The 21,322-nt window shown below is 73.9% G+C and carries 16 protein-coding genes and 1 pseudogene; 9 read left to right on the forward strand and 8 right to left on the reverse strand.

Features of this window, described 5'->3' with window-relative positions; genetic code table 11:
* Positions 1-110 precede the first annotated feature (110 nt).
* Positions 111-4,103: an FxSxx-COOH system tetratricopeptide repeat protein gene (gene fxsT / locus ACZ3YO_RS33955; RefSeq protein ID WP_465577211.1), complete on the forward strand. Its 3,993-nt coding sequence runs from the start codon at positions 111-113 to the stop codon at positions 4,101-4,103.
* A 43-nt stretch (positions 4,104-4,146) separates the two neighbouring features.
* A complete protein-coding gene (locus ACZ3YO_RS33960; RefSeq protein ID WP_465577213.1) occupies positions 4,147-5,115 on the forward strand; it encodes a 2-hydroxyacid dehydrogenase in 969 nt (322 codons plus the stop codon).
* Here ACZ3YO_RS33960 and ACZ3YO_RS33965 read toward each other — a convergent pair.
* The 3 genes from ACZ3YO_RS33965 to ACZ3YO_RS33975 all read right to left on the reverse strand — a co-directional run bounded on the left by ACZ3YO_RS33965 (position 5,105) and on the right by ACZ3YO_RS33975 (position 7,951).
* Positions 5,105-5,992 (reverse strand): alpha/beta fold hydrolase, encoded by an 888-nt coding sequence (locus ACZ3YO_RS33965; RefSeq protein ID WP_396324460.1) that lies wholly within the window; start codon positions 5,990-5,992, stop codon positions 5,105-5,107. The genes ACZ3YO_RS33960 and ACZ3YO_RS33965 overlap by 11 nt on opposite strands.
* 115 nt (positions 5,993-6,107) lie before the next feature.
* Positions 6,108-7,028, reverse strand: a complete 921-nt coding sequence (locus ACZ3YO_RS33970; protein WP_465577216.1) for a DUF4231 domain-containing protein — start codon at positions 7,026-7,028, stop codon at positions 6,108-6,110.
* Positions 7,029-7,186: 158 nt separating this feature from the next.
* A complete protein-coding gene (locus ACZ3YO_RS33975; protein WP_465550263.1) occupies positions 7,187-7,951 on the reverse strand; it encodes a sugar isomerase domain-containing protein in 765 nt (254 codons plus the stop codon).
* Between the two features lie 221 nt (positions 7,952-8,172).
* Here ACZ3YO_RS33975 and ACZ3YO_RS33980 point away from each other — a divergent pair, with 221 nt between their 5' ends.
* Positions 8,173-8,865, forward strand: a complete 693-nt coding sequence (locus tag ACZ3YO_RS33980) for a metal-dependent transcriptional regulator (protein WP_396324435.1) — start codon at positions 8,173-8,175, stop codon at positions 8,863-8,865.
* Between the two features lie 540 nt (positions 8,866-9,405).
* On the opposite strand, the gene ACZ3YO_RS33985 is transcribed toward ACZ3YO_RS33980, so the two are convergent.
* Complete coding sequence (locus ACZ3YO_RS33985) at positions 9,406-10,104, reverse strand: bifunctional DNA primase/polymerase (RefSeq protein ID WP_465577261.1); 699 nt, start codon at positions 10,102-10,104, stop codon at positions 9,406-9,408.
* Between the two features lie 324 nt (positions 10,105-10,428).
* On the opposite strand from ACZ3YO_RS33985, the gene ACZ3YO_RS33990 reads away from it, so the two are divergent.
* Both ACZ3YO_RS33990 and ACZ3YO_RS33995 read left to right on the forward strand, forming a co-directional pair.
* The gene (locus ACZ3YO_RS33990) at positions 10,429-11,805 is read left to right on the forward strand and encodes a tetratricopeptide repeat protein (RefSeq protein WP_148643299.1); all 1,377 of its coding nucleotides are present in this window, start codon (positions 10,429-10,431) and stop codon (positions 11,803-11,805) included.
* Positions 11,806-11,990: 185 nt separating this feature from the next.
* On the forward strand, positions 11,991-13,172 hold the full coding sequence (locus ACZ3YO_RS33995) for a hypothetical protein (RefSeq protein WP_465577219.1): 1,182 nt from the start codon (positions 11,991-11,993) through the stop codon (positions 13,170-13,172).
* Positions 13,173-13,339: 167 nt separating this feature from the next.
* Here the strand turns inward: ACZ3YO_RS33995 and ACZ3YO_RS34000 are convergent, their stop codons facing one another.
* Positions 13,340-14,656 (reverse strand): ABC transporter substrate-binding protein, encoded by a 1,317-nt coding sequence (locus ACZ3YO_RS34000; RefSeq protein ID WP_465577221.1) that lies wholly within the window; start codon positions 14,654-14,656, stop codon positions 13,340-13,342.
* A 245-nt stretch (positions 14,657-14,901) separates the two neighbouring features.
* On the opposite strand from ACZ3YO_RS34000, the gene ACZ3YO_RS34005 reads away from it, so the two are divergent.
* Complete coding sequence (locus tag ACZ3YO_RS34005) at positions 14,902-15,345, forward strand: SCO4402 family protein (protein ID WP_465550256.1); 444 nt, start codon at positions 14,902-14,904, stop codon at positions 15,343-15,345.
* A 238-nt stretch (positions 15,346-15,583) separates the two neighbouring features.
* Positions 15,584-16,450 (forward strand): formyltetrahydrofolate deformylase, encoded by an 867-nt coding sequence (purU, locus tag ACZ3YO_RS34010; RefSeq protein WP_396324439.1) that lies wholly within the window; start codon positions 15,584-15,586, stop codon positions 16,448-16,450.
* Between the two features lie 107 nt (positions 16,451-16,557).
* Here purU and ACZ3YO_RS34015 read toward each other — a convergent pair whose 3' ends face one another.
* A complete protein-coding gene (locus ACZ3YO_RS34015; protein ID WP_465577226.1) occupies positions 16,558-17,739 on the reverse strand; it encodes a zf-HC2 domain-containing protein in 1,182 nt (393 codons plus the stop codon).
* Complete coding sequence (locus ACZ3YO_RS34020) at positions 17,736-18,518, reverse strand: sigma-70 family RNA polymerase sigma factor (protein WP_465577264.1); 783 nt, start codon at positions 18,516-18,518, stop codon at positions 17,736-17,738. The genes ACZ3YO_RS34015 and ACZ3YO_RS34020 overlap by 4 nt, the downstream gene beginning before the upstream one ends.
* A gap of 546 nt (positions 18,519-19,064) precedes the next feature.
* On the opposite strand from ACZ3YO_RS34020, the gene ACZ3YO_RS34025 reads away from it, so the two are divergent.
* Positions 19,065-19,619 carry an ATP-binding protein gene (locus ACZ3YO_RS34025; protein ID WP_465577228.1) on the forward strand — a complete coding sequence of 185 codons (555 nt, stop codon included), beginning with the start codon at positions 19,065-19,067 and terminating at the stop codon, positions 19,617-19,619.
* A 418-nt stretch (positions 19,620-20,037) separates the two neighbouring features.
* On the opposite strand, the gene ACZ3YO_RS34030 is transcribed toward ACZ3YO_RS34025, so the two are convergent.
* Entirely contained in the window at positions 20,038-21,015 is a 978-nt protein-coding gene (locus ACZ3YO_RS34030; RefSeq protein ID WP_465577230.1) for a GlxA family transcriptional regulator, read from the reverse strand.
* A 124-nt stretch (positions 21,016-21,139) separates the two neighbouring features.
* Between ACZ3YO_RS34030 and ACZ3YO_RS34035 the strand changes: the two are divergent.
* Positions 21,140-21,322 (forward strand): annotated as a pseudogene (locus ACZ3YO_RS34035) (glycosyltransferase); the annotation flags it as partial.

Here is a 21,322-nt window from a genome sequence, read left to right on the forward strand (position 1 = left end):
CGAAGCGGCCTCCGAGTGCAGCGAGGTGGGCGCATGAGGGAGCGGAGCGAGCGATTCATTGAGGGCTGCGCGTTTCGCGAAGCGGCCTCCGAGTGCAGCGAGGTGGGCGCATGAGCGAGGACCGCACCAGGAACCTCCGCATCGGCGGCCTGACCGCAGCCGAACTCGCCGCCCAGCGCGAGGCGGAGCAGGACCGCCAGGGCCGGATCATCACCTTCTACTCGTACAAGGGCGGCACCGGGCGCACCATGGCGCTCGCCAACACCGCCTGGATCCTGGCGGCCAACGGCTTCCGGGTGCTCACCGTCGACTGGGACCTCGAGGCGCCCGGCCTGGCCAAGTTCTTCCACCCGTTCCTCGACCCGGCGGTCCTGGCCGGCACCACCGGCATGATGGACCTGATCGCCGAGTACCGGGAGGAGGCACTGCGGCCGGTCGAGCACGCCGAGGGCTGGCACCTCGACTTCGCCCGCGTCCACCCGCACGCGCTCTCGCTCTCCTGGCCGCTGTTCCCCGACGGCGGCAGCCTGGACTTCCTCTCCGCCGGCCAGTTCAACCGGGACTACTCCGAGGCCGTCACCCACCTCGACTGGGACATCTTCTACGACCGCTTCGACGGCGGGCAGTTCTTCGACGCGCTCCGCGCCGACATGAGCAAGCGCTACGACTACGTGCTGATCGACTCCCGGACCGGCCTCTCCGACATCGCCGAGATCTGCACCGTCCAGATGCCCGACGACCTGGTGGTCTGCTTCACCCTCAGCGACCAGTCGATCGACGGCGCCTCCCGGATCGCCCAGCACATCCACGACCGCTACCGCGAGCGCGGCATCCGCATCCTCCCGGTGCCGATGCGCATCGACGAGGGCGAGAAGGAGAAGGCCGACGCCGGGCGGGCGCTGGCCCGGATCCGCTTCGACGGACTCCCGGCCGGCGTGCACGGCGAGGACCTCGCCCACTACTGGGGCTCGGTGGAGATCCCGTACCGGCCGTTCTACGCCTACGAGGAGATCCTCGCCACCTTCGGCGACCAGGGCGGCACCCAGACGTCGATGCTCGCCGCCTGCGAGCGGCTGACCGGCGTGATCACCGAGGGCCGGGTCACCTCGCTGCCCGCGGTCGACGAGGAGGTCCGGCTGCGCTACGTGGACGCCTTCACCCGGCGCCGCCCCTCCGTGCCGGCCGACCTCTACCTCTCCTACGTGCCCGAGGACCGGATGTGGGCGGACTGGATCGAGTCCATCCTGACCAGGGCCGGCTTCCGCGTGCTGCCGAGGGACCTGAGCGCCGGCTCGGACCCGCGCCACGAGACCGAGCGCGGCATCGACGCCGCCTACCGGACGGTCGCCGTGCTCTCGCCCGCCTACCAGCGCTCGCCGCAGGCCCGCGCGCTCTGGGAGTCCGTCGTCAGCTCCGACCCGTCCGGCACCCGCCGCCAGCTCGTCCCCGTCCGGGTGGGCGACGTCCGGCTCACCGCGCCGTTCAGCAACCGCAACCCGGTCGACCTGGTCGGCCGGGACGAGACGCAGTCCGTGCAGACCCTGCTGCGCGCGCTGGGCCGCGGCGACGTGCCGCTCGCCGAGACCACCGGCACCGGCCCGCGGTTCCCCGGCAGCAAGCCGCAGGTCTGGGACGTGCCGCCGCGCAACCCGTCCTTCACCGGCCGCGCCGCCGTCCTGGAGCAGCTGCGCAACCAGCTGCGCGGCGGCATGGCCGCCGTCCTGCCCACCCCGCAGACCCTGTACGGGCTCGGCGGCGTCGGCAAGACCCAGGTCGCGCTGGAGTACGCGCACCGTTTCATGTCCGACTACGACCTGGTCTGGTGGATCGACGCCGAGCAGACCGAGCTGGTCGCCCCGGCCCTGGCCGACCTCGCCCGCCGGCTCGGCCTGCGGGTCGGCGACTCCGTCACCGAGGCCGCCGAGGCCGCCCGCGAGGCGCTGCGCCGCGGCGTGCCCACCTCGCGCTGGCTGCTGATCTTCGACAACGCCGACGAGCCCTCCGAGATCCGCCGGTTCTTCCCCGGCGGCTCCGGCCACATCCTGGTCACCTCCCGTAACCAGGCCTGGTCCGGGCACGCGGAGGCGCTGGAGGTGGACGTCTTCACCCGTGGCGAGAGCGTCGAGCACCTCTGCCGGCGCGCCCGGGGCCTCTCCCGTCCCGACGCGGACCGGGTCGCCGAGGCGGTCGGCGACCTGCCGCTCGCCGTCGAGGTCGCCGCGGCCTGGCTGGACACCACCGGCACCCCGGTCGACACCTACGTCGCCCAGCTCCAGGCCGAGGCCGCCCGCGCCCTGGCCGGCGCCCGGCCGGCCGACTACCCGACGCCCGTCGGCGCGACCTGGAACGTCTCGATCGGCCGGCTGCGCACCCAGTCCCCGGCGGCGGTGCGGCTGCTCCAGCTCTGCGCGTTCTTCGCGCCCGAGCCCATCTCGATGAACCTCTTCTACAGCGACCAGATGATCCGCGCGCTCGTCCAGTACGACGCCGACCTCAGCGACAAGTTCATGCTGGGCAAGGTCATCCAGGCGATCGGCCGGTACGCGCTGGCCAAGGTCGACGCCGGCACCAACAGCTTCCAGGTGCACCGGCTGGTCCAGGCGGTCATCCGGGCCGAGATGACCGAGGACGAGCAGGAGGTCGCCGTCCACGAGGTGCACCGCATCCTCACCGGCGCCCGCCCCGTCCTCGGCGACACCGACGACCCGGCCAACTGGCCCGCCTTCGACGAGATCTGGCCGCACCTGTCGCCGTCCAAGGCGCACAACTGCGACGAGGCCGACACCCGGCAGCTGCTCATCGACCGCGTCCGCTACCTGTGGAAGCGCGGCGAACTGGACCGCGCCCGGGACCTCGGCCACGCCCTGGACGCCGAGTGGACCGGCAAGCTCGGCGAGGACGACCGGCAGACCCTGCTGCTCCGCTTCCAGCTCGCCAACGTGCTGCGCTCGCAGGGCAACTACGCCGAGGCGCTGGCCCTCGACGAGGCCACCCTGGAGCGCCAGCGGGCCCTGCTCGGCGAGCACCACCCGTACACCCTGATGACCGCCGGCTCGCTCGGCGCCGACCGGCGGGCACTCGGCCGGTTCCAGGCCGCGCTCGAACTGGACCGCGAGATCCTCGACCAGTTCCGCGAGCTGTTCGGCGACGACCACCCGCGCACCCTCGCCATGGCGAACAACCTGGCGATCGACTACCGGCTGGTCGGCGAGAGCGAGGCCGCCCGCGAACTCGACCAGGAGACGCTGGACCGGCGCACCGCCGTGCTCGGCCCGCGCCACCCGTACACCCTCAACACCAAGTCCGCGCTCGCCCGCGACCTACGCGAACTCGGCGACTACCGGGGCTCGGTGGACCTGCTCCGGGAGGTCACCAACGACCTCGGCGACGTGCTCGACCCCGACCTGCCGGAGAACCTGCGCAACGCCAAGTCGCTGGCGGTGTCGCTGCGCCGCACCGGCCAGCTCGCCGAGGCCCGCCGGATCACCAAGGAGACGTACGAGCGCTACCTGGAGCGGTACGGCGCCGACGCGCCCGACGCGCTGGCCTGTGCGCTCAACCTGGCCGCCGACCACAGCGCCTCCGGTGACAAGGAGGCCGCCCGCGACCTCTGCACCACCGTGTACGACGGCCACCGGCGGCTGTTCGGCGACGAGCACCCGTTCACCCTGGCCTGCGCCAACAACCTCGGCATCTACCTGCGGGGCAGCGGCGACATCCGGGGCGCCATCGCCCGCGGGGTGGCCACAGTCGAAGGGCTCACCGAATCGGTCGGCGCGGAGCACCCGTACACCCTCAACGCGATGATCAACCTGGCCAACGCGTACGGCGAGGACGGCCAGATCAGCAGGGCCGAGGAGCTCGGCCGCCTCGCGTACGCGGGCCTGTGCGAGCGCTACACGCCCCGGCACCCGGACGCGGTGGCCTGCGAGGCCAACCTGGCCGTCACCCTGCGCGCGGCCGGCCGGCACACCCAGGCGGCCGAGCTGCGGGCCAAGGCGATCGCCGAGCTGATCCGGCAGTTCGGCGAGGAGCACCCCAACACCGTCTCGGCCCGCGGCTGGAAGCGGATCAACCGCGACCTGGAGCCGCAGCCGGTCTGACGCGAACACACCGGCCGGGGCCCGGGGGTACGCTGCGGGACTTATGAGCGAGCAGCCACTGCCCCCGGTCCTGGTCACCCGCCGCCTCGCGCCCGGGGTGATCGAGCGGCTCACCGCGCACCACGCGGTGACCCACCACGACTCGGACGTACCGATGCCGCGCGCCGAGCTCCTGGCCGCCGTCCGCGGCCGGTCGGCGGTGGTCACCACGCTGGACGACGTGGTGGACGGCGCGTTCCTGGACGCGGCCGGCCCGGGCCTGCTCATCGTCGCCAACCACGCGGTCGGCCATCACAACGTCGACCTCGCCGCCTGCGCCGAGCGCGGCGTGCTGGTCTCCAACACCCCCGGTGTGCTCACCGCCGCCACCGCCGACATGGCCTGGGCGCTGCTGCTGGCCGCGACCCGGCGCCTCGGCGAGGGCGAACGGTGGCTGCGCTCCGGGCGTCCGTGGGCCTGGGCACCGGACTTCCTGCTCGGCCTGGAGCTGGCCGGCACCCCGCTGGGCGTCCTCGGCATGGGCCGGATCGGGCAGGCGGTGGCCCGCCGGGCCCGCGCCTTCGACATGCCGGTCGGCTACCACAACCGCTCCGAACTCCCGCCCGAGCAGGCCGAGGGCGCGCGGTGGCTCCCGCTGGAGGAGCTGCTCGCCACCTCCACCGTGCTGGTGGTGACCTGCCCGCTGAGCGCCGCCACCCGGCACCTGCTGGACGCCCGCCGGCTGGCCCTGCTGCCGCCCGGGGCGGTCGTGGTCTCGATGACCGCGGGGGTGGTGGACGAGGAGGCGCTCGCCGCCGCGCTGGAGTCGGGCGCGCTGTTCGCCGCCGCCGTGGACAACTTCGAGCACGAGCCGGCCGTGCCGTCCGCCCTGCTCGCCCAGGAACGCGCGGTGCTGGCCCCGCACCTGGGCAGCGCCACCGTCCGGACCCGGCAGGCGATGGGAGGGCTCGCGGTGGAGAACGTCCTGGCGGTGCTGGCCGGCGGCGAGCCGGTCACCCCGGTCAAGGCCTGAGGGCCCGACCGCCCGCCGAGGTGTGGCCGGCCGCCCAGGCCAGCGCGGTGGTCATCACCCGGAACGCCCCGAAGTGCGCGGCGCCGGGCTCCAGGAAGAGTTCGGCGCCGGGGATGTGGTCGGCCAGCCAGCGCGAGTGGTCGACCGGCGAGAACTGGTCGTCGGCGCCGTGCCAGAGCCAGGTGGGCACCGTGATGTCCTGCACCTTGAAGCCCCAGTCGGCGGTGAACGCGAGCACGTCGTCGATCCAGCCGTCGGCGCCGTGCCGGAACGCCTCGCGGTAGTTGCTCTGCAGCATCCGCCGCAGCCCGGTGTCGGCGACCACCTCGCGGTCGGTGGCCGGCAGCTCCGGCCGCAGGCCCTTGAGCAGCCGGACCGGGTCGGCCTTGATCTGCTCGGAGCGGAACCGCATCGCGTCGGCGATCCGGTCGTGCCCGCGCTCGGCCTCCCGGTACGCGCGGACGTTGGACGGGGTCATCCCGCCGTACCAGTCCAGCCCGGCCGCGTTCCGGGGCGCCAGGCCCACCAGCACGGCGACCCGGCCGACCCGGTCGGGCAGCAGCGCCGCGCAGGCCAGCGCGTGCGGGCCGCCGCCGGAGCGGCCGAGCACCGCGAAGCCGCTCAGCCCCAGCTCGTCCGCGATGGTCCGCACGTCGGCCGCGGCCGCACTGACCCGGCGGCCGGGCAGCCGGGTGGAGTCGCCGTAGCCGGGCCGGTCGAAGGAGATCAGCCGGATGCCCAGGCGGTACAGCACGGTGTTGCGCGGGTGCGGGCCGATCCGGCTGCCGGGCATGCCGTGCAGCAGGAACACCGGCCGGCCGCGTGGGTCGCCCAGGGTCTCGACGGCGATGGCACGGCCGTCCGGCGCCTTGACCATCCGTAATGACACGCGCGGCCTCCTCGGTACGGGGTACTGCTGTTCGGTGGTCCCGGTCTGTTCGGTGATCCTCGTCCGCTCGGCGATCCTCGTCCGCGCGGTGGTCCCGGTCTGCTCAGTGGTCCCGGTCGGTGGTGCCGCGGACCTCGCGGCGGGCCTGCCAGGTGGTGTGCTCCCGGGAGACCGCGTCCTCGGCGTCCCGGGCCAGCCGGGCCCAGATCTCCTCGGCGTCGGACGACGTCACGTCCAGCTGGGCCAGCTGGCTGCGGATCAGCTCCAGCTCGTCGGCGGCCAGCCCGTACGCGGCGGCCAGCGGCCGGTACTGGCGCAGCTGCGCCCAGGCGGCGACCGAGGCGGCCACCGCCGACACGGTGCCGAGCGCGTCGTAGCCGAACTCGCCCATCGCCCGCAACACCGCCAGCACCAGGCCGAGCAGCGGCAGCACCACGCCCAGGACGCCGGTCCAGAAGCCGGCGCGGGCGCAGTACCGCGCCTTCGAGCGGTACCAGTCGTGCTGCACCTGGATCCGCTCCCGCAGGTACACCTCGCGGCGCACCGCCAGCGGCTGGTCGCGCAGGCCGCGCATCGCGTCGGTGATCCGCGCCCCGCCGTCCTCCGCCCCGGCGGCGCCGATCGCCCGGCTGCCCCGGAAGGCGTTCAGCACCCGGCCGAGCTGGAAGCTGTACAGCCCCTCGGCGTCCGGCAGGCTCCGCGGCGGCGGCTGGTACGCATCGGCCCGGACGCTGAACTTCCAGGCCAGCGTCTTCACCGACTCGGCGGCCGCCCGGCCCTCGTACCAGAGGCCCTGCGGGTTCTGCCGGCTGATCACCACGGCGAGGGCGATCGCACCGAGGTAGGCCACGGCGGCCGGCCAGGCCCACGGCGTGCCGTCGGCCGAGCCGAACGCGGCGGCGGCGACCAGCAGCACCAGCTCCCACGCGGAGAGCAGCACCGACCGCCGCTGGCCCTGCAGGGAGGCAGAGTCGGCGGACCAGAACAACGCGGGCATCAGCTCCTGCTCGCGCACTCTTCCCATCGGACCCCCACCCGACGCCATCCTCGGCCCCCACCCGTCGCTCCGGTCGCACCGCTGTCCTGCCCCGCCCGCCGTGCCGGTACGCCTGGCCCGGGCCGGCTCCGGCCGCATTGGCCGGGATGCCGCCGCAGGTTGTCCGGTACCCGGGCACCCGCCGCTCAGTACGTGTAGAAGATCCGGTCCGCGTTGTCGGCCATCTGCTTGGCGTTCCACTCGGTGCCGCCGGGCACGTTGCCGGAGCGGAACAGCGGCGGGGCGGCTCCGGCGCCGGCCGCCGCTGCGTCGGCCAGCCGGCCGACCGCCGTGGCGACCACGGCCTGCATCAGCGCGCTGGTCACGATGGTGGAGACCGGGCCGAAGGAGGTCTCGGCGGCCGGGTGGGTCAGCTCGCCGTCGCCGACCGCGATCTTGCTGTCCAGGACGACGTCGCAGTGGTCCTTCAGGTACGTGCCGGAGGGGTGCGCCGAGGGCACCTCCTCCGGGTACGCCAGCGAGGTCACCCCGATCACCTTCAGCCCGCGGTTCCGGGCGTACTGGGCCAGCTCGACCGGCATGACCTGGCGGCCGGAGAGCGAGATGACGAAGAGGAGGTCCCCCGCGGTGGCCGGGGTGAGGTCCAGGGTGGTGGTGGCCAGGCCGGAGACGCGCTCCAGCGCACTGGCGAGCGGGGCCGGCATCACCGTCACCCCGGCCATCCCGGGGACGTCCAGGAGGTTGACGGGGACGAGCCCCCCGGCCCGGTAGACCACGTCCTGGGCGGCCAGCGAGGAGTGGCCGGAGCCGAAGGTGAAGATTCGGCGTCCTTCGGTCACCGCCTCGGCCAGCAGCGCGCCGGCCGCGTCGATGGTGTCGGCCTCCTCGGCGCGGACCCGCTGGAGGTGGGCGATCGCGGCGTCGAAGTACCGGCCGACCAGGTCACTCATCGGTTGCCTTCGCTCTCTGCCGGCGGGGGAGCCGGCCGGGTGGGGAGGCCTGGGTGGTCCAGACCGCCGATGGAGAAAGCTACGGCGAGCACCGTGCTGCCTCACCGGTGCCGCTGTCAACAGGAACGAAATGCGGCCCCCGGGGCCCCTGCGCGGGCCCGGTTGTCGTTGCCGTACGTCAGAATTGGCGGTGAGGACACCGAAGAACGGAGCCAGCGGCGATGTCTGGGCTGATCGACACCACTGAGATGTACCTTCGCACCATCCTGGAGCTGGAGGAGGAGGGCATCACCCCGATGCGCGCCCGGATCGCCGAGCGTCTGGAGCAGAGCGGCCCCACGGTCAGCCAGACGGTCGGCCGGATGGAGCGCGACGGGCTGCTCCGGGTAGCGGGCGACCGTCACCTCGAACTCACCGAGGAGGGCCGCCGGCTCGCGGTGCGCGTGATGCGCAAGCACCGCATCGCCGAGTGCCTGCTGGTCGACGTGATCGGCCTGGAGTGGGAGCAGGTCCACGAGGAGGCCTGTCGCTGGGAGCACGTGATGAGCGAGACGGTCGAGCGCAAGGTGCTCGCCATGCTCGGCCACCCGACCCAGTCCCCGTACGGGAACCCGATCCCGGGCCTGGACGAGCTGGGCGACGCCAAGGCGGAGGGCGAGGGCTTCGACGCCGCGCTCGTCCCGCTGGACACGGTCCGCCCGGGCGACGCCGGGGCGGACGTCGTGGTCCGCCGGATCGGCGAGCCGATCCAGACGGACGGCGAGCTGATGCGCACGCTGCGCCGGGCCGGGATCCGGCCGGGCTCGACGGTGCGGGTCACCGCCGGGGTCGGCGGGGTGCTGGTCGGCACCGGCGACACCGCGGCCGAGCTGGGCAAGGAGATCGCCGCGCACGTCTTCGTCGCGCAGGCCTGACCCTCCCCGACAGCGCAGTGAGCAGGGCCCGGTGCATCCCCGTGCACCGGGCCCTGCTCGTCCTCCCCGTCCCTCCCTGTCCCACGGTGCTTCCGTGACACCGGCCTCCCCGAACCCGGCCGGTGTCACGGCCCCTCCGTTCCCTCCCGTCCCTCCCGTCCCTCCCGTCCCCTCCGTTCCCCTCCGTTCCCCTCCGTTCCCCTCCGTTCCCTCCCGACCGCCCCGCCCGGCTTCCCCGTCCGAGCGTCCCTTCCGGCGTCCCCTCACGGTGGAATTTCTCCCCTCGGCAGATCATGGCAATCCTTGAGCGTTGTCACTCGTACGAGGGGCTTTCGCCGTTGACCAGCGGGTACACCGAAGCCTTATCCGCACATGCGTGTGACGGGCCCCGCCTCCGGTGGGAGGCAAGGCCCGTCAGTCGCGCGCGGGGTGTCGCGCGTTGCGCACCCTCACCCGATAGGCGTAGGGCGGCCGTTCACGGGACGGTGAATCTCCGGGCCGGACCCGAAGACCGTCCGGCCCAGCACGGGCCCGGGTGGCTCAGCGCACCGCCGCCGGCTGGGCCGGCTGGGGGTGCGCCGACGGGGCCTCGCGACCGCAGGCGTAGGCGAGCGGGCTGATCAGCTCGGCGGCGTCCGGCAGCCAGCGGTTCAGCGCGGAGGGCGAGCGGGCCCACTGGGCGAAGCCGGACGGGCCGACCCGGGACGGCGGGGCCACCGTCCAGTCGCCCTCGCCGCGGGCCACCAGGTCCAGCCGGCCGTGCGGCCAGCCGAGCTTGCGCAGCATCTCCGGCAGCTTGGCGGCCACTCCGGGCAGCACCAGGAAGTGCAGCCGCCGGCCGGAGCGTCCGGGGGCCGCCGGGACGGCCACCACCGGGCCGAGCTGGAGGTCCATCCGCTCCATCCGGGCCAGCGCCAGGCAGCCGGCCACCTCCGGCACGTCCAGGACGTCGAAGGAGCGGCCGGTGGGCAGCAGGATCGAGGCGTCCGGGCGTTCGGTCCACCAGCGCCGCACCGCGCCCGGGCCGGCGCTCGCCTTGCGCGCCCAGTCCGAGTCGATCGGGTGCGCGCCGGGCAGCGGGCAGCGGGCGTCGCCGCAGGAGCAGCGGGCCGGCCCGTCGCCGTCGATCAGCCAGGCGCCCGGCGCGACCTCCCAGTGCCGGCTCTCGGCGTAGCTGACGGCTTCGATGAGCAGCGGGGGCAGTCCGGCGGTGCCGCCCTGGTCGGGGGAGTCTGGGATGTCTTCCACGCGGTGCACAACTACCGTGCGTGAGGCTGGTTACGGCCGGGCGTGGGCGGGTCTTGCGCGTGGTGGCAATGTCACCCGAACCGGTGAGGCAACCGAGTTGGCGCGACCGGGGTGGACCGGGGTGGGCGCAGTGGGGGCGCACGGGAGCATTTCCCAGGGCGCGCGGGGGGTGGGGATCGTCACCGTGGGTATCCCGGTGGCGTTGCTGATCGCTAACCTGGTGTCAGATTCCTTGGACGGTCGGACAGTCGGCAACAGATCAGCAGAATCGTCGCCCGCCGGCCGGGACCGGAGGGTGTGGGGAGGCGAAGCCCAATGGCCGCGAGACCACTTGTCGCACGACAGCCCAACGAGCGTCTGCAGCAGCTCATTCAGGAGGCCAGCTGCTCCAATGCCGGCCTGGCGCGGAGAGTCAACCTGTGCGGCGCGGAGCACGGCCTGGACCTTCGGTACGACAAGACGTCCGTCGCGCGCTGGCTCCGCGGCCAGCAGCCGCGCGGGCAGGCCCCGGCGGTCATCGCCGAGGCGCTCGGCCGCAAGCTGGGGCGGAGCGTGTCGGTCGAGGAGATCGGCATGGCCGACGGCAAGAACCTCAGCTCCGGGATCGGGCTGCAGTTCGCGCCGACGCTGAACGCCGCGCTGGAACAGGTCTGCGAGCTGTGGCGCAGCGACGTCGGCCGGCGGGACTTCCTGACCGGGGCGACGGTGGCGGCCTCCGCGCTCGTCGAGCCCAGCCGGGACTGGCTGATCACCCCGCCCGACCCGGTGGTGGCCCGTACCGGCGGCCCGCGGGTCGGTCCGACGGACGTCGCGGCGATCCGGGCGACCACGGCGATGCTGGTCGACCTCGACCACCGCTTCGGCAGCGGGCACGTCCGCCCGGTGGTCGTCCACTACCTCAACAGCGTGGTCTCCGGCCTGCTGGGCGGCGCCTACCGGGAGGAGACCGGGCGGCAACTCTTCGCGGCGGTCGCCCGGTTGACCGAGCTGGCCGGCTACATGGCGGTGGACACCGGGCAGCCTGGCCTGGCCCAGCGCTACTACATCCAGGCGCTGCGGCTCGCCCAGGCGGCCGACGACCGCGGCTACGGCGGGTACGTGCTGGCGGCCTCGATGAGCCACCTGGCGGCGACGCTGGGCAACCCGCGGGAGATCGCCCAACTCGCCCGCGCCGCGCAGGAGGGTGCCCGCTCGGTGGCCACCCCGACGGCGATGGCGATGTTCTACGCGGCCGAGGCACGCGGCCACGCCCTGCTCGGCGACGCCCGCTCCTGCGAGGCGGTGGCCGCCAAGGCGCTGGAGGCGATGGAGAAGCGCCGCCCGGAGGACGACCCGGACTGGATCGTCCACTTCGACGACGCCTACCTCGCGGACGAGCTGGCCCACTGCCACCGGGACTTGGAGCAGGCCGGCCAGGCCGAGCACTACGCCCGCCGGGCGCTCGACCTGCACCCCCCGACCAGGGTGCGGCGCCGGGCGGTCGACCTCGTCCTGCTGGCCACGGCCCAGCTCCAGCAGCGCGACCTGGAGCGGGCCTGTGAGACCGGCGCCCAGGCGGTGCGGCTTCTGAGCGGGCTGCGGTCCAACCGGGGCGTGGAGTACCTGGACGAGTTCCGGCGGCGGCTGGAGCCGTTCCGGGAGCAGCGGGTGGTCCGCGAGTTCCAGGCCCGGGCCGAGGCGGAGGCCGCCTGACCTGGACGGAGGGCGCGTCGTCGGCGCGCACGTGAGGGGCCGGTGAGGGATGGACCGCCCACGTGGTCACCCGGTTCGGCGAACCGGTAGCGTGGGCGCGACGTCCAAGGAACTGTGATGCTCCCAAGAACCGACGAGATGTGGTCCGCCGTCAGCGCGCGGTCGTGCACAGGTGAGGAATCGCGTTGAGCCAGCGCCGCTCGTACCCCAACTCGGGTGACTTCAACCTGGACGATCTGTTTCGCCCGGAGCCCGGCCAGCCGCAGGGCCAGGGCGGTGTGCCGGGCCAGGGTGCGCCGGGCCAGCAGCCGCCTGCCGGGCAGCAGGCCGGTCCCGCGATCGGACAGCCGCACCTGCCGCCGGCCGGTCACCCCGCCGGTCAGCCGGAGTACCTCGGCGAGGGCGCGCACGCGCTTCCGACCCAGGCCATCCCGGCCCAGGGCGCCCCGTGGGGCGGCGCGCCGCAGCCCGGGTACGGCGCCGCGCCGCAGGCCGACCCGGCCCCGGCCACCCAGTACCTGCCGCCCTACCCCACCGCGGACCCACAGGCGGCCGGCTACCCGCCCCAGCCCGGCTACCAGCAGCCCGCGCCGGGGCAGGCCTACCCGCAGCAGGCGCAGCCGGCCTACCAGCCCGGCCCGCAGGAGTACCAGGCCCAGCCCGAGTACAGCGGGCAGGACTACCCGACCGGCCCGGTCCCGGCCCGGGGCGGCGGCAACGGCGGGCGTTCGTCCGGCAAGCTGATCATCGGCGGCGTGGTGGCCGGCTGCGCGGCGGCCGGCATCCTGGTGGCCGTCCTGATGAGCGGCGGCGACGACAAGTCCCCCGGCAAGGAGAAGCAGGCCGCCCCGGTGGCCACCGGCAGCAGTGCCTCCACCGGTGCGCCGACCGCGAGCGGCTCGGCGGCGACCGTCAACCCGGAGGTCAAGGCACAGGCGCAGCCGCTCTCCGACCTGCTCGGCACCGCCAGCGACAGCCGCACGGCGGTGGTCAACGCGGTGGGCGCGGTGCAGAAGTGCGACAAGCTGCCCGAGTCCCAGCAGGCCCTGGCCGATGCCGCAGGCAAGCGCCGGGAGCTGCAGACCAAGCTGGCGGCGCTGAAGACGGACAAGCTGCAGGGCGGTCCGCAGCTGGTCGAACAGCTCAACGCGGCCTGGACGGCCTCGGCGACCGCCGACGACGAGTACGCGGCCTGGGCCACGGACATGCAGGCCGCCTGCGACGCCAAGAAGGCCGACAACCAGCACTACAAGAACGCGGTCCAGGCCAGCAGCACGGCCACCAACGCGAAGAAGCAGGCCTCCGCCCTCTGGAACGCCATCGCGGGCCAGACCGGCCTGCCGACCCGCGGCGACGGGGATCTGTAGGCGAGAGCCTCCCCGCGGCCGCCGGCCGGCCCCGGGAGCCCCGGAGGGGCCGCCCGGGTCGCCCGGGTACGGCCCCTCTCGGTACGGCGCCTCCCGGCCAGGCCTCTGCCGTTCAGCCCCTCCCGTTCGGGCCCCTCGCGTTGGGGCCCCTCCCGGGCGGGCCCCGGTCACGCCGGCGGCCTGCCCCCGGTGAGCACCCAGCGCACGTCCACGAAGCCCGGCTGCTGCAGGGTCATCCGCCCGCCCTTGACCACCTGGTACGTCACCCAGGTGTTCACCAGCCGCGGCGACTCGGTGCTCGGCAGCATGTTGGTGGTGCCCCAGTTCAGCGGCGGGGTCAGGCCGACGTCGATCTGCTCGCCGCCGTCCAGCAGCCCGGTCACCGTCTTGGAGGTGACCGTCCGGCCGGCCGCGTTCAGCCGGTCGACCGCCTGCCGGAACACCTCGTAGGCGACCCAGGTGGTCTGCACCCCGGGGTCGGAGACGTCGATGGCCCGGCCGCCGGCGGCGTCGCTGCGCACCACGGCGCGCAGCGCGTCCCAGGTCTTGGCCGACTCGGGCGGGTACCAGCCGGTCACGTAGGCCCCGGCCAGCGGGCCGCTGTCGCCGCCGGTGGAGTCGACCACCGACTGCTGGACGCTGCCGATCACCGAGGCGATCTTGGTGTTCCTCGGGCCCAGCCGGCGGTAGGAGTCGAGCAGGTTGCCGGTCGGTTCGGCGCCCAGCGCGGAGGTGAGGCAGTTGCCCGGCTCGTCCTTGCCGATCGCCTTGCGGGCCACCGGCGTGTAGTCGGGGGACTGCTCCGGCGCCTTGACGTCCAGCAGCTTGATCCCGGCCGGCTTGAGCGCGTTGGCGAGGTAGCCGAGCAGGTTGTCGCCGGCCGGGGTGTCGGGGCGGACCAGCGAGACGGTCTTGCAGCCGGCCTCCACCAGCTGCCGGCCGCTGCCGCCGATCAGCGCCGGCATGCCGCCGGCCACGGGGTACGACAGGGGGCTGCTGAACTCGGGCTGGGAGAGCCCGTACCCGCCGATCAGCGGGATGCCGGCCCGCTCCAGGATCGGCATGAAGCGGTCGCCGTACTGGCTGTACGAGCCGATCACGGCGACCGCCTTGGCGTCCACCGCCTGCTGGGCACAGGCCGTGGCGCCGTCGGCGGTGTTGTGCTCGTTGCAGGTGAGCACGCGGAGCTTGCGGCCGTTCAGGCCGCCCTTGGTGTTGACGTCCCGGCCGATGGCGTCGGCCAGCGTGGTCATGCCGGGCCGGTCGGCGGCGCCGGTACCGGACGGCGCCCAGGTCATCACGGTCAGGTCGCCGCCGCCGCCGGCGTCGTTGGTGGCGGCGGCATCGGCCGGTCCGCCGCACGCGGAGGCCGAGAAGAGGGTGGGGAGCAGCGCCACGACGGTGGCGGCTGCGGCGATCGGGCGGCGGCGACGCCGTACCGCGATCGGGTACTGAGCCTGGGACGAGCTCCTTCGGCTGGTCATCGGTCTTCCCTCCCGGGGCGCTGTGCTGCGCACCGGCACAAGCCAAGCCCCGGCGTCACACGCAGAGAGGGCCGAAAAGGGAACGGACGGCAAACGGCGGCCGAACTCCGGGCAGGGACGCGTGTAGAACCGGAGTAGAGCACGAACGGTAGGGGAACGTACGATCGTCCACCATGTCCGCCAGCACAGATTCTTCGTATCGGTCTGCCCGAAACCCTTCTCGTCCGGGCCACCGCTCCAGCACGATGGGCGGCATGCCGCTCAACGATCTGCCCTGGTGGCGCTGGCGTGCCCGACTGCGCTCGGCGCTGCACATGCTTTCCGACCCCGGGTTCCAGCAGGAGACCTGGCTGGCCGGCCGTGAGGGCTTCGGTGACGTGACCGACGCCGTCTACCGGCTGGTGGAGGACACCTGGCTGGACCGGTGGTCGGCCGAGAAGTACGTCGGCACGATCTTCCGCGACTCGGCCGAGGCCACCGTGGTGGACGTCGCGGTGCTCCGGGTGGTCCGGATCCTGCACGAGGTCGGCGCGGACGCCCCGGCCTCCGCGTACCTCGGCCACCACGGCTGGCCGGAGGCTGTCCGGGCGGCCCGCGAGGCGCACGTCAAGCTGGCGGTCAACGACGGCGAGGACCCGGACGCCCGCCCGCGCTCGCTGGACGTGCTGCGCATCCTGACCTCGTCCTGACCCGGGCCGGCCCGGCGCCGGTGCTGCCCGGCCCTGCTCCGGTCCGGCCCTGCTACGGCGCTGTCCCGGCCTGTCCCGCTCCGCCCCGAGGCCGGTGCCGCAGGGCTCGGGTCGGGGCCCGAGGCCGCGGGGTGGGCCGGGCCGTCCCGCAGTGCGGGCAGCGGGACGGTGGCTGTCCAGGATGTGACACGCTGGACCACTCACCAACAGCACGACCTCAGGACGGGAACCCCCCACCGTGGAACAGCAGCCGGCCAGCGCCCAGTACGTCCTCACGCTGTCCTGCCCCGACAAGCAGGGCATCGTCCACGCGGTCTCGAGCTACCTCTTCATGACCGGGTGCAACATCATCGACAGCCAGCAGTTCGGTGACGGCGACAGCGGGCTGTTCTTCATGCGGGTGCACTTCTCCGCCGCCGAGCCCGTCACCGTGGACAAGCTGCGGGCCAGCTTCGCCGCGATCGGGGCCTCCTTCGGGATGGACTGGCAGATCCACCCGACCGACGAGCGGATGCGGATCGTCCTGATGGTCAGCAAGTTCGGGCACTGCCTGAACGACCTGCTGTTCCGCAACCGGATCGGCGCGCTGCCGGTGGAGATCGCCGCGGTGGTCTCCAACCACACCGACTTCCGCGACCTGACCGAGGGCTACGGCATCCCGTTCCACCACATCCCGGTGACCCGGGACACCAAGGCCGAGGCGGAACAGCAGCTGCTGGACCTGGTCGCCAAGGAGAACGTCGAACTGGTCGTGCTGGCCCGCTACATGCAGGTGCTCTCGGACGAGCTCTGCACCGCGCTCTCCGGCAAGGTGATCAACATCCACCACTCCTTCCTGCCGAGCTTCAAGGGCGCCAAGCCGTACCACCAGGCGCACGCCCGCGGCGTGAAGCTGATCGGCGCCACCGCGCACTACGTCACCGCCGCCCTCGACGAGGGGCCGATCATCGAGCAGGAGGTGGCCCGGGTGACCCACGACATCACCCCGGACCAGCTGGTCGCGCTCGGCCGGGACGTCGAGTGCCAGGCACTGGCCCGCGCGGTGAAGTGGCACAGCGAGCACCGGGTGCTGCTCAACGGCACCCGTACGGTGGTCTTCGCCTGACGGTCGGGGCCGGAGGCACGCAGCTGCGGACCGCGAGCCAGGGCACGCATGCCCGCAGCCCTGCGTGCCTCCAGGTCTACGGCTGAACGGCCCGACGCTCCACAGCCCTACGGACGCGAGAGCAGCGGGGCCGCGTGGAGCACCTCGCGGATCGCGGCCCGGTCGCCGTGCGCGCCCACCGGCAGCCGGTCCGGGTCGCGGTGTGCGGCGGCCAGCTGGCAGAACTCCAGCCCGTCCAGCACCATCGCGGCCACCGGCTCCCCTCCGGGCGGGCCGCTCTCCGGGCCGTCCAGCGGTATCAGCCACTCACCGGCCGCGGGGCCGTCGATCACCAGCCGGACCTGCCGGCCCGTCCGGCCGTCCCTGCCCGGCGCAGCCGCGGGCGCCCCGGCGTGCTCGGGCCGTGCGGCACGCAGCCCGGCCAGTGCCGCCGGGAGCATCCGGACGGCCAGGTCGACCATCTGCCGCAGGTGCTGGGGCGCCGGCGGGTCGTACGGGTACGCCACCGCGCGGGCTACGTCCTCGCCGTGGACGTAGCACTCGAAGGCCCGGTCGACGAAGGCGTCGCGCAGCGGGACGGTCGCGAAGCCGTAGTCGACGGGCGTGTTGCCCTGCGGGGCCAACGCGGCGCTGCGGACCAGCTCCTGGCAGTGCCGGCGCCACCGGGCGCGCACCGTCTGCGGCGGCAGGCCGGCCTGTTCGGCGGTGAGCCGGGCGGTGCGCTCGGTGATCCCGGCGAACGGCGGGCCGCCCTGCGGCGGCACCCGGGGCGCGGGCGCGGCCGCCTCCTGTGACGGCACCCGGCGGCCGGCCGGTGGCGTGGGGGCGCCCGGGACGGGGTCGGGCAGGCCGAGGGCGACGGCCAGATAGCCGTCCACGGCGGCGAGATGGCAGAGCACCTCGGCCGGGCGCAGGTACTCGGTGCCGCCGTGCCAGGGGAGTTCGGCCACCTCCTGCCACTCCTCCGGGCCGAGGTCGCGCAGCAGTGCGTCGAGCTTGGCGGTCTCGGCGGTGTAGGGCGCGCCCCAGGCGGGGACGGGCAGTTCGGCGGGGCGCCGGGACAGACACCAGTCGAGCACCTGCTGGCGCAGCGATCCGGGCTGGTCGAGCGGTTCGTCGACGGCGAGCCAGCCGGCGGCCTCGCGCAGCCGGGCGGCGTCCTCGGCGCAGTCCGGGCAGGCCCGCAGGTGGCGTTCCAGCTCGGCGGCCTCGCGGCGCGGGCAGGCGCCCAGGGCCCAGGCGCCGAGCACCGAGCGCAGGGCCTCGTGCTGCTCCTCGGTGGTCGTCACGTGCCCCCGTCCTCGTTCCGGTGCCGGTCGTCGTGCTGTTCGTCCTGCTGTGCCCCGTGGTGCTGGTGCCCGTGCTGCCCGTCGTCGCACTGTCCGTTGTCGCACTGCCCGTCGCCGTGCTGCCGCTCGCCGTGCTGCCGGGCGTCGCCGTGCCGGGCGCGCCGCTGGCGGTCGCGCTCCTCGGCGAGTTCGGTGGCCAGCAGCTCCAGGCCGAGCCGCATCCGCTGCTTGGCGATCTGCTCGCTGACGCCGAGGCGCCGGGCCGTCTCCTCGTAGGTGCGGCCGCCGTAGTACGACACCGTGATCGTCTCACGCAGGCTCTGCGGCAGGGAGTCGACGGCGATCTGGATCCGGGCGGCGGTGGCCACGGTCCGGATCTCCTCCTCGACGAGTGAGACCTCGCCGTAACTGCCGCTGCCGGAGCCGTCGTTGCCGATCGGTCTGTCCTCGCTGCCGTCGCTGTCCCCGCCGGCGAGCGGGGCCTCGGCGGCGCGCCGGAGACGGAGCCGGTCCACCGCGCGGCGGTGGGTGAGCGAGCCGATCCAGGAGCGGAGCGAGCCCTGGGCCGGGTCGAAGGCCTCGGGGTGCTCCCAGACATGGGCGAATATCTCGCGGGTGAGCTGGGCGGCGGCGGCCTGGTCGGCCAGTATCCGTCCGGCCAGCCCGTGCACCATCGGCGCCAGCTGGTCGTAGAGTTCGCCGAGGGCGGTCTCCTCGCCCCGGGCGAGCCGGCGTTGGAGCTGTTCGTCCCAGCGCGGGGCGCTGCCGGGGGTGGCCATCGTCAACCACCCTCCTGCCATGGGGTTCGCTGCCGTACCCAACGGTATCTTGCGCTCTTCCGGGGACGGGTGGATTCCGGGCAGAACGGAGCCCGCAGTTTCGGATCGTCACATCGTGGGATCTGCCGCCGATCCCGCTGTTCGAAGGCCGTTGGACATATGTCGCACGGGTGGTTCGCGAGTGGCGGGCCGGGTACCGGGGGCGTCCGGCGGTAGGTTCGCCACTGCGTGTCCGGCTGGTCGGCCCCCGGTCGGACGAGCGCCGGTGCGAGGCTCGCGAGAGTGAACGGGACAGTATGCACTGCCCTGTCCCTCGATCGCTGGAATATGCCCGAAGCGCTTGCTGCGGTCCGCCCGCCGACTCATCCTGAGGCGTATTCGTGTCGCAGCCAGTGCGCGACGGACGAGGTGGCGCGGGTGCGACGTACCGGGTTGACGTGCGGCGCGGCCCGGCATGCGGTGGCCCGGCGCGCGCCAGGGCCGGCCGGCTGGACGACCCGGCCCGAACGAGACGACGGCCGAACTGCGAGTGCGGGTGGTGGAGCGGTGCAGGTTCTTCAGGTACAGCTGGCGGTGCAGGCGGACCCCGCCGAGGTCGGCCGGGCCCGCCGCTGGGTGCGCTCGCGGCTGCTCAACCACGGCGTGGATCCGGATGCCCCGATCGCCGAGACGGTGGTGCTGGTCGTCTCCGAGCTGGTGACCAACGCCGTGGTGCACACCGGCTGTCCGGCCGTGCTCCGGCTCTGCTTCCCGATGGACGACGTCGCCGCGGGCTACGGCCCGGCGCACGGCTCCGCGGCGGGGGGCGTGGGCGGCGGCGGTGCGGTCGGCGGGCTCGGCGGTGGCGTGCGCGAGACGGCGACCGTCGGCCCGCTCCGGGTCGAGGTCGCGGATGCCAGCCAGGTCGCCCCCGCCCCCCGGCACGCCGGCCCGGACACCGACGCCACCAACGGACGCGGCCTGGAGCTGGTCGAACTGCTCTGCGACCGCTGGGGTTGGTATCCGGACGGTTCGGGCAAACGGGTCTGGTGCGAGATCGGCGCGGACGCCCGGCCGGTGGACCCGCTGACCACCGTGGACTGGGCCGCGCTGGCGCAGTGACGACCCCTGTGGGACGCCGGGCGATCACCCGGCGATCATCGGGCCGAAACCTGACGCAACCATTCCGAATTTCGGACAAGCCATTGACGTGACGTATCCGACTGATCACTCTTGGGAGCAGCTCTCCGTCGCGAGGGGACGCCGAGGGAACACCCGAACGCCGCTGCGGTGCTGCTGTCCAGGGGGATCATGTCAGCAGGGGGGCCGTGGTCTGCCGATCGCGCGGTGGCTCCTTGGCGAGTGCGGAGGGCGGTTGCGCGGGTTCAGGGCCCGTGCGTCGCGGTTGGATGGCGGCCTGCCGTGCCGTGCTCGGGGTGCGTGCGGCCTGTCGCCATCCAATCCGTCCACTCCCGGGGGCAAGTTTCGGCCACCGGCGGGACCACTTTTCCGGCTCGTCGGACCACGCGCCCGCAGGCCGTCAGCCGGCGGGCTCGACCGTGCGGAAGGCGCGCCGGTACGCGCTCGGCGCGACGTCCAGCCGGCCGCGCAGCCGGAGCCGCAGTGAGGCGGCCGTCCCGAATCCGGACTCCCGGGCCACCTGGTCGATCGTCATGTCGGTGCGCTCCAGCAACTGCCGGGCCCGTTCGGTGCGCTGGACCGTCAGCCACTGGCCCGGGCTGGCACCGGTCTCCTCGCGGAACCGCCGGGTGAAGGTCCGCACGCTCATGCCCGCCCGGTCGGCGAGCAGACGCAGCGGCAGCGGCTCGTCCAGGTGCTCCAGTACCCAGGCCCGGACGGCGGCGGTGCCGGGGCCGGTCTCGGCGGCCGTGCGGGGGAGCGTCACGTACTGCTTCTGCCCGCCCTCGCGCCACGGCGGGACCAGGCAGGTGCGGGCCACCGTGTTGGCCACCGCGCTGCCGTGGTCGCGCCGCACGATGTGCAGGCAGAGGTCGACGCCGGCCGCCACCCCACCCGAGGTGAGCACGTCGCCGTCGTCCGTGAAGAGCACGTCCGGGTCGAGCCGGACCTTCGGGAAGAGTGCGGCGAACCGGCCGGTGTAGCTCCAGTGGGTGGTGGCCGGGCGGCCGTCGAGCAGGCCGGCGGCGGCCAGGACGAAGGACGCGGTGCAGATCGAGACCAGCCGGGTGCCGGGCCGGATCCGGGCCAGTGCGGCGATCAGGGCGGGGCTGAGCTCGGCGTCCACCTCCTTGGGACCCGGATCGGTGGAGGCCGGGATCACCACGGTGTCGGCCCGTTCCAGCAGTTCGGGCCCGTGGTCGACGGCGACCCGGAAGTCGGTGCTGGTGGCGACGGGCCGGCCGTCCACGGTGCAGGTGGCCACCTGGTAGAACGGGACGCCGTCGGCGTCCTTGGCCGACTCGAAGATCCTTGCGGGGATGCCCAGTTCGAAGGCGATCACCCCGTCGAGGGCCAGTACCGCGACCTTGTGCGCCACCCCGGTCTCCCTTCCCGTGCCCCGATGCAGTGCCTCAGCGTACGCCGGTCGCTGGCCCGATCCTTGCGAAAGCTGGCAGTCAGGCCAGTCGTGGGCGTTCGGGCTGTTCGGGAGACTCGGCCGGGTGAACGAACCGGACGTCCCCGCCCCCGCATCCGCCCCCGCATCCGCCCTCACCTCCGTCGCCTCTCCCGGCGCCCTCGCCCCCGGATCCGCCCTCACCTCCGTCGCCTCTCCCGGCGCCCTCGCCCCCGGATCCGCCCTCACCTCCGTCGCCTCTCCCGGCGCCCTCGCCCCCGGATCCGCC

It is taken from the genome of Kitasatospora sp. NPDC022785 (genome assembly GCF_055561295.1).

Bases quoted from the DNA above. Each gene is read 5' to 3' on its own strand.
- fxsT (WP_465577211.1), top strand. From the start codon at position 111: ATGAGCGAGGACCGCACCAGGAACCTCCGCATCGGCGGCCTGACCGCA.
- ACZ3YO_RS33960 (WP_465577213.1), top strand. From the start codon at position 4,147: ATGAGCGAGCAGCCACTGCCCCCGGTCCTGGTCACCCGCCGCCTCGCG.
- ACZ3YO_RS33965 (WP_396324460.1), bottom strand. From the start codon at position 5,992: ATGGTCAAGGCGCCGGACGGCCGTGCCATCGCCGTCGAGACCCTGGGC.
- ACZ3YO_RS33970 (WP_465577216.1), bottom strand. From the start codon at position 7,028: ATGGGAAGAGTGCGCGAGCAGGAGCTGATGCCCGCGTTGTTCTGGTCC.
- ACZ3YO_RS33975 (WP_465550263.1), bottom strand. From the start codon at position 7,951: ATGAGTGACCTGGTCGGCCGGTACTTCGACGCCGCGATCGCCCACCTC.
- ACZ3YO_RS33980 (WP_396324435.1), top strand. From the start codon at position 8,173: ATGTCTGGGCTGATCGACACCACTGAGATGTACCTTCGCACCATCCTG.
- ACZ3YO_RS33990 (WP_148643299.1), top strand. From the start codon at position 10,429: ATGGCCGCGAGACCACTTGTCGCACGACAGCCCAACGAGCGTCTGCAG.
- ACZ3YO_RS34000 (WP_465577221.1), bottom strand. From the start codon at position 14,656: ATGACCAGCCGAAGGAGCTCGTCCCAGGCTCAGTACCCGATCGCGGTA.
- ACZ3YO_RS34005 (WP_465550256.1), top strand. From the start codon at position 14,902: ATGGGCGGCATGCCGCTCAACGATCTGCCCTGGTGGCGCTGGCGTGCC.
- ACZ3YO_RS34020 (WP_465577264.1), bottom strand. From the start codon at position 18,518: ATGGCCACCCCCGGCAGCGCCCCGCGCTGGGACGAACAGCTCCAACGC.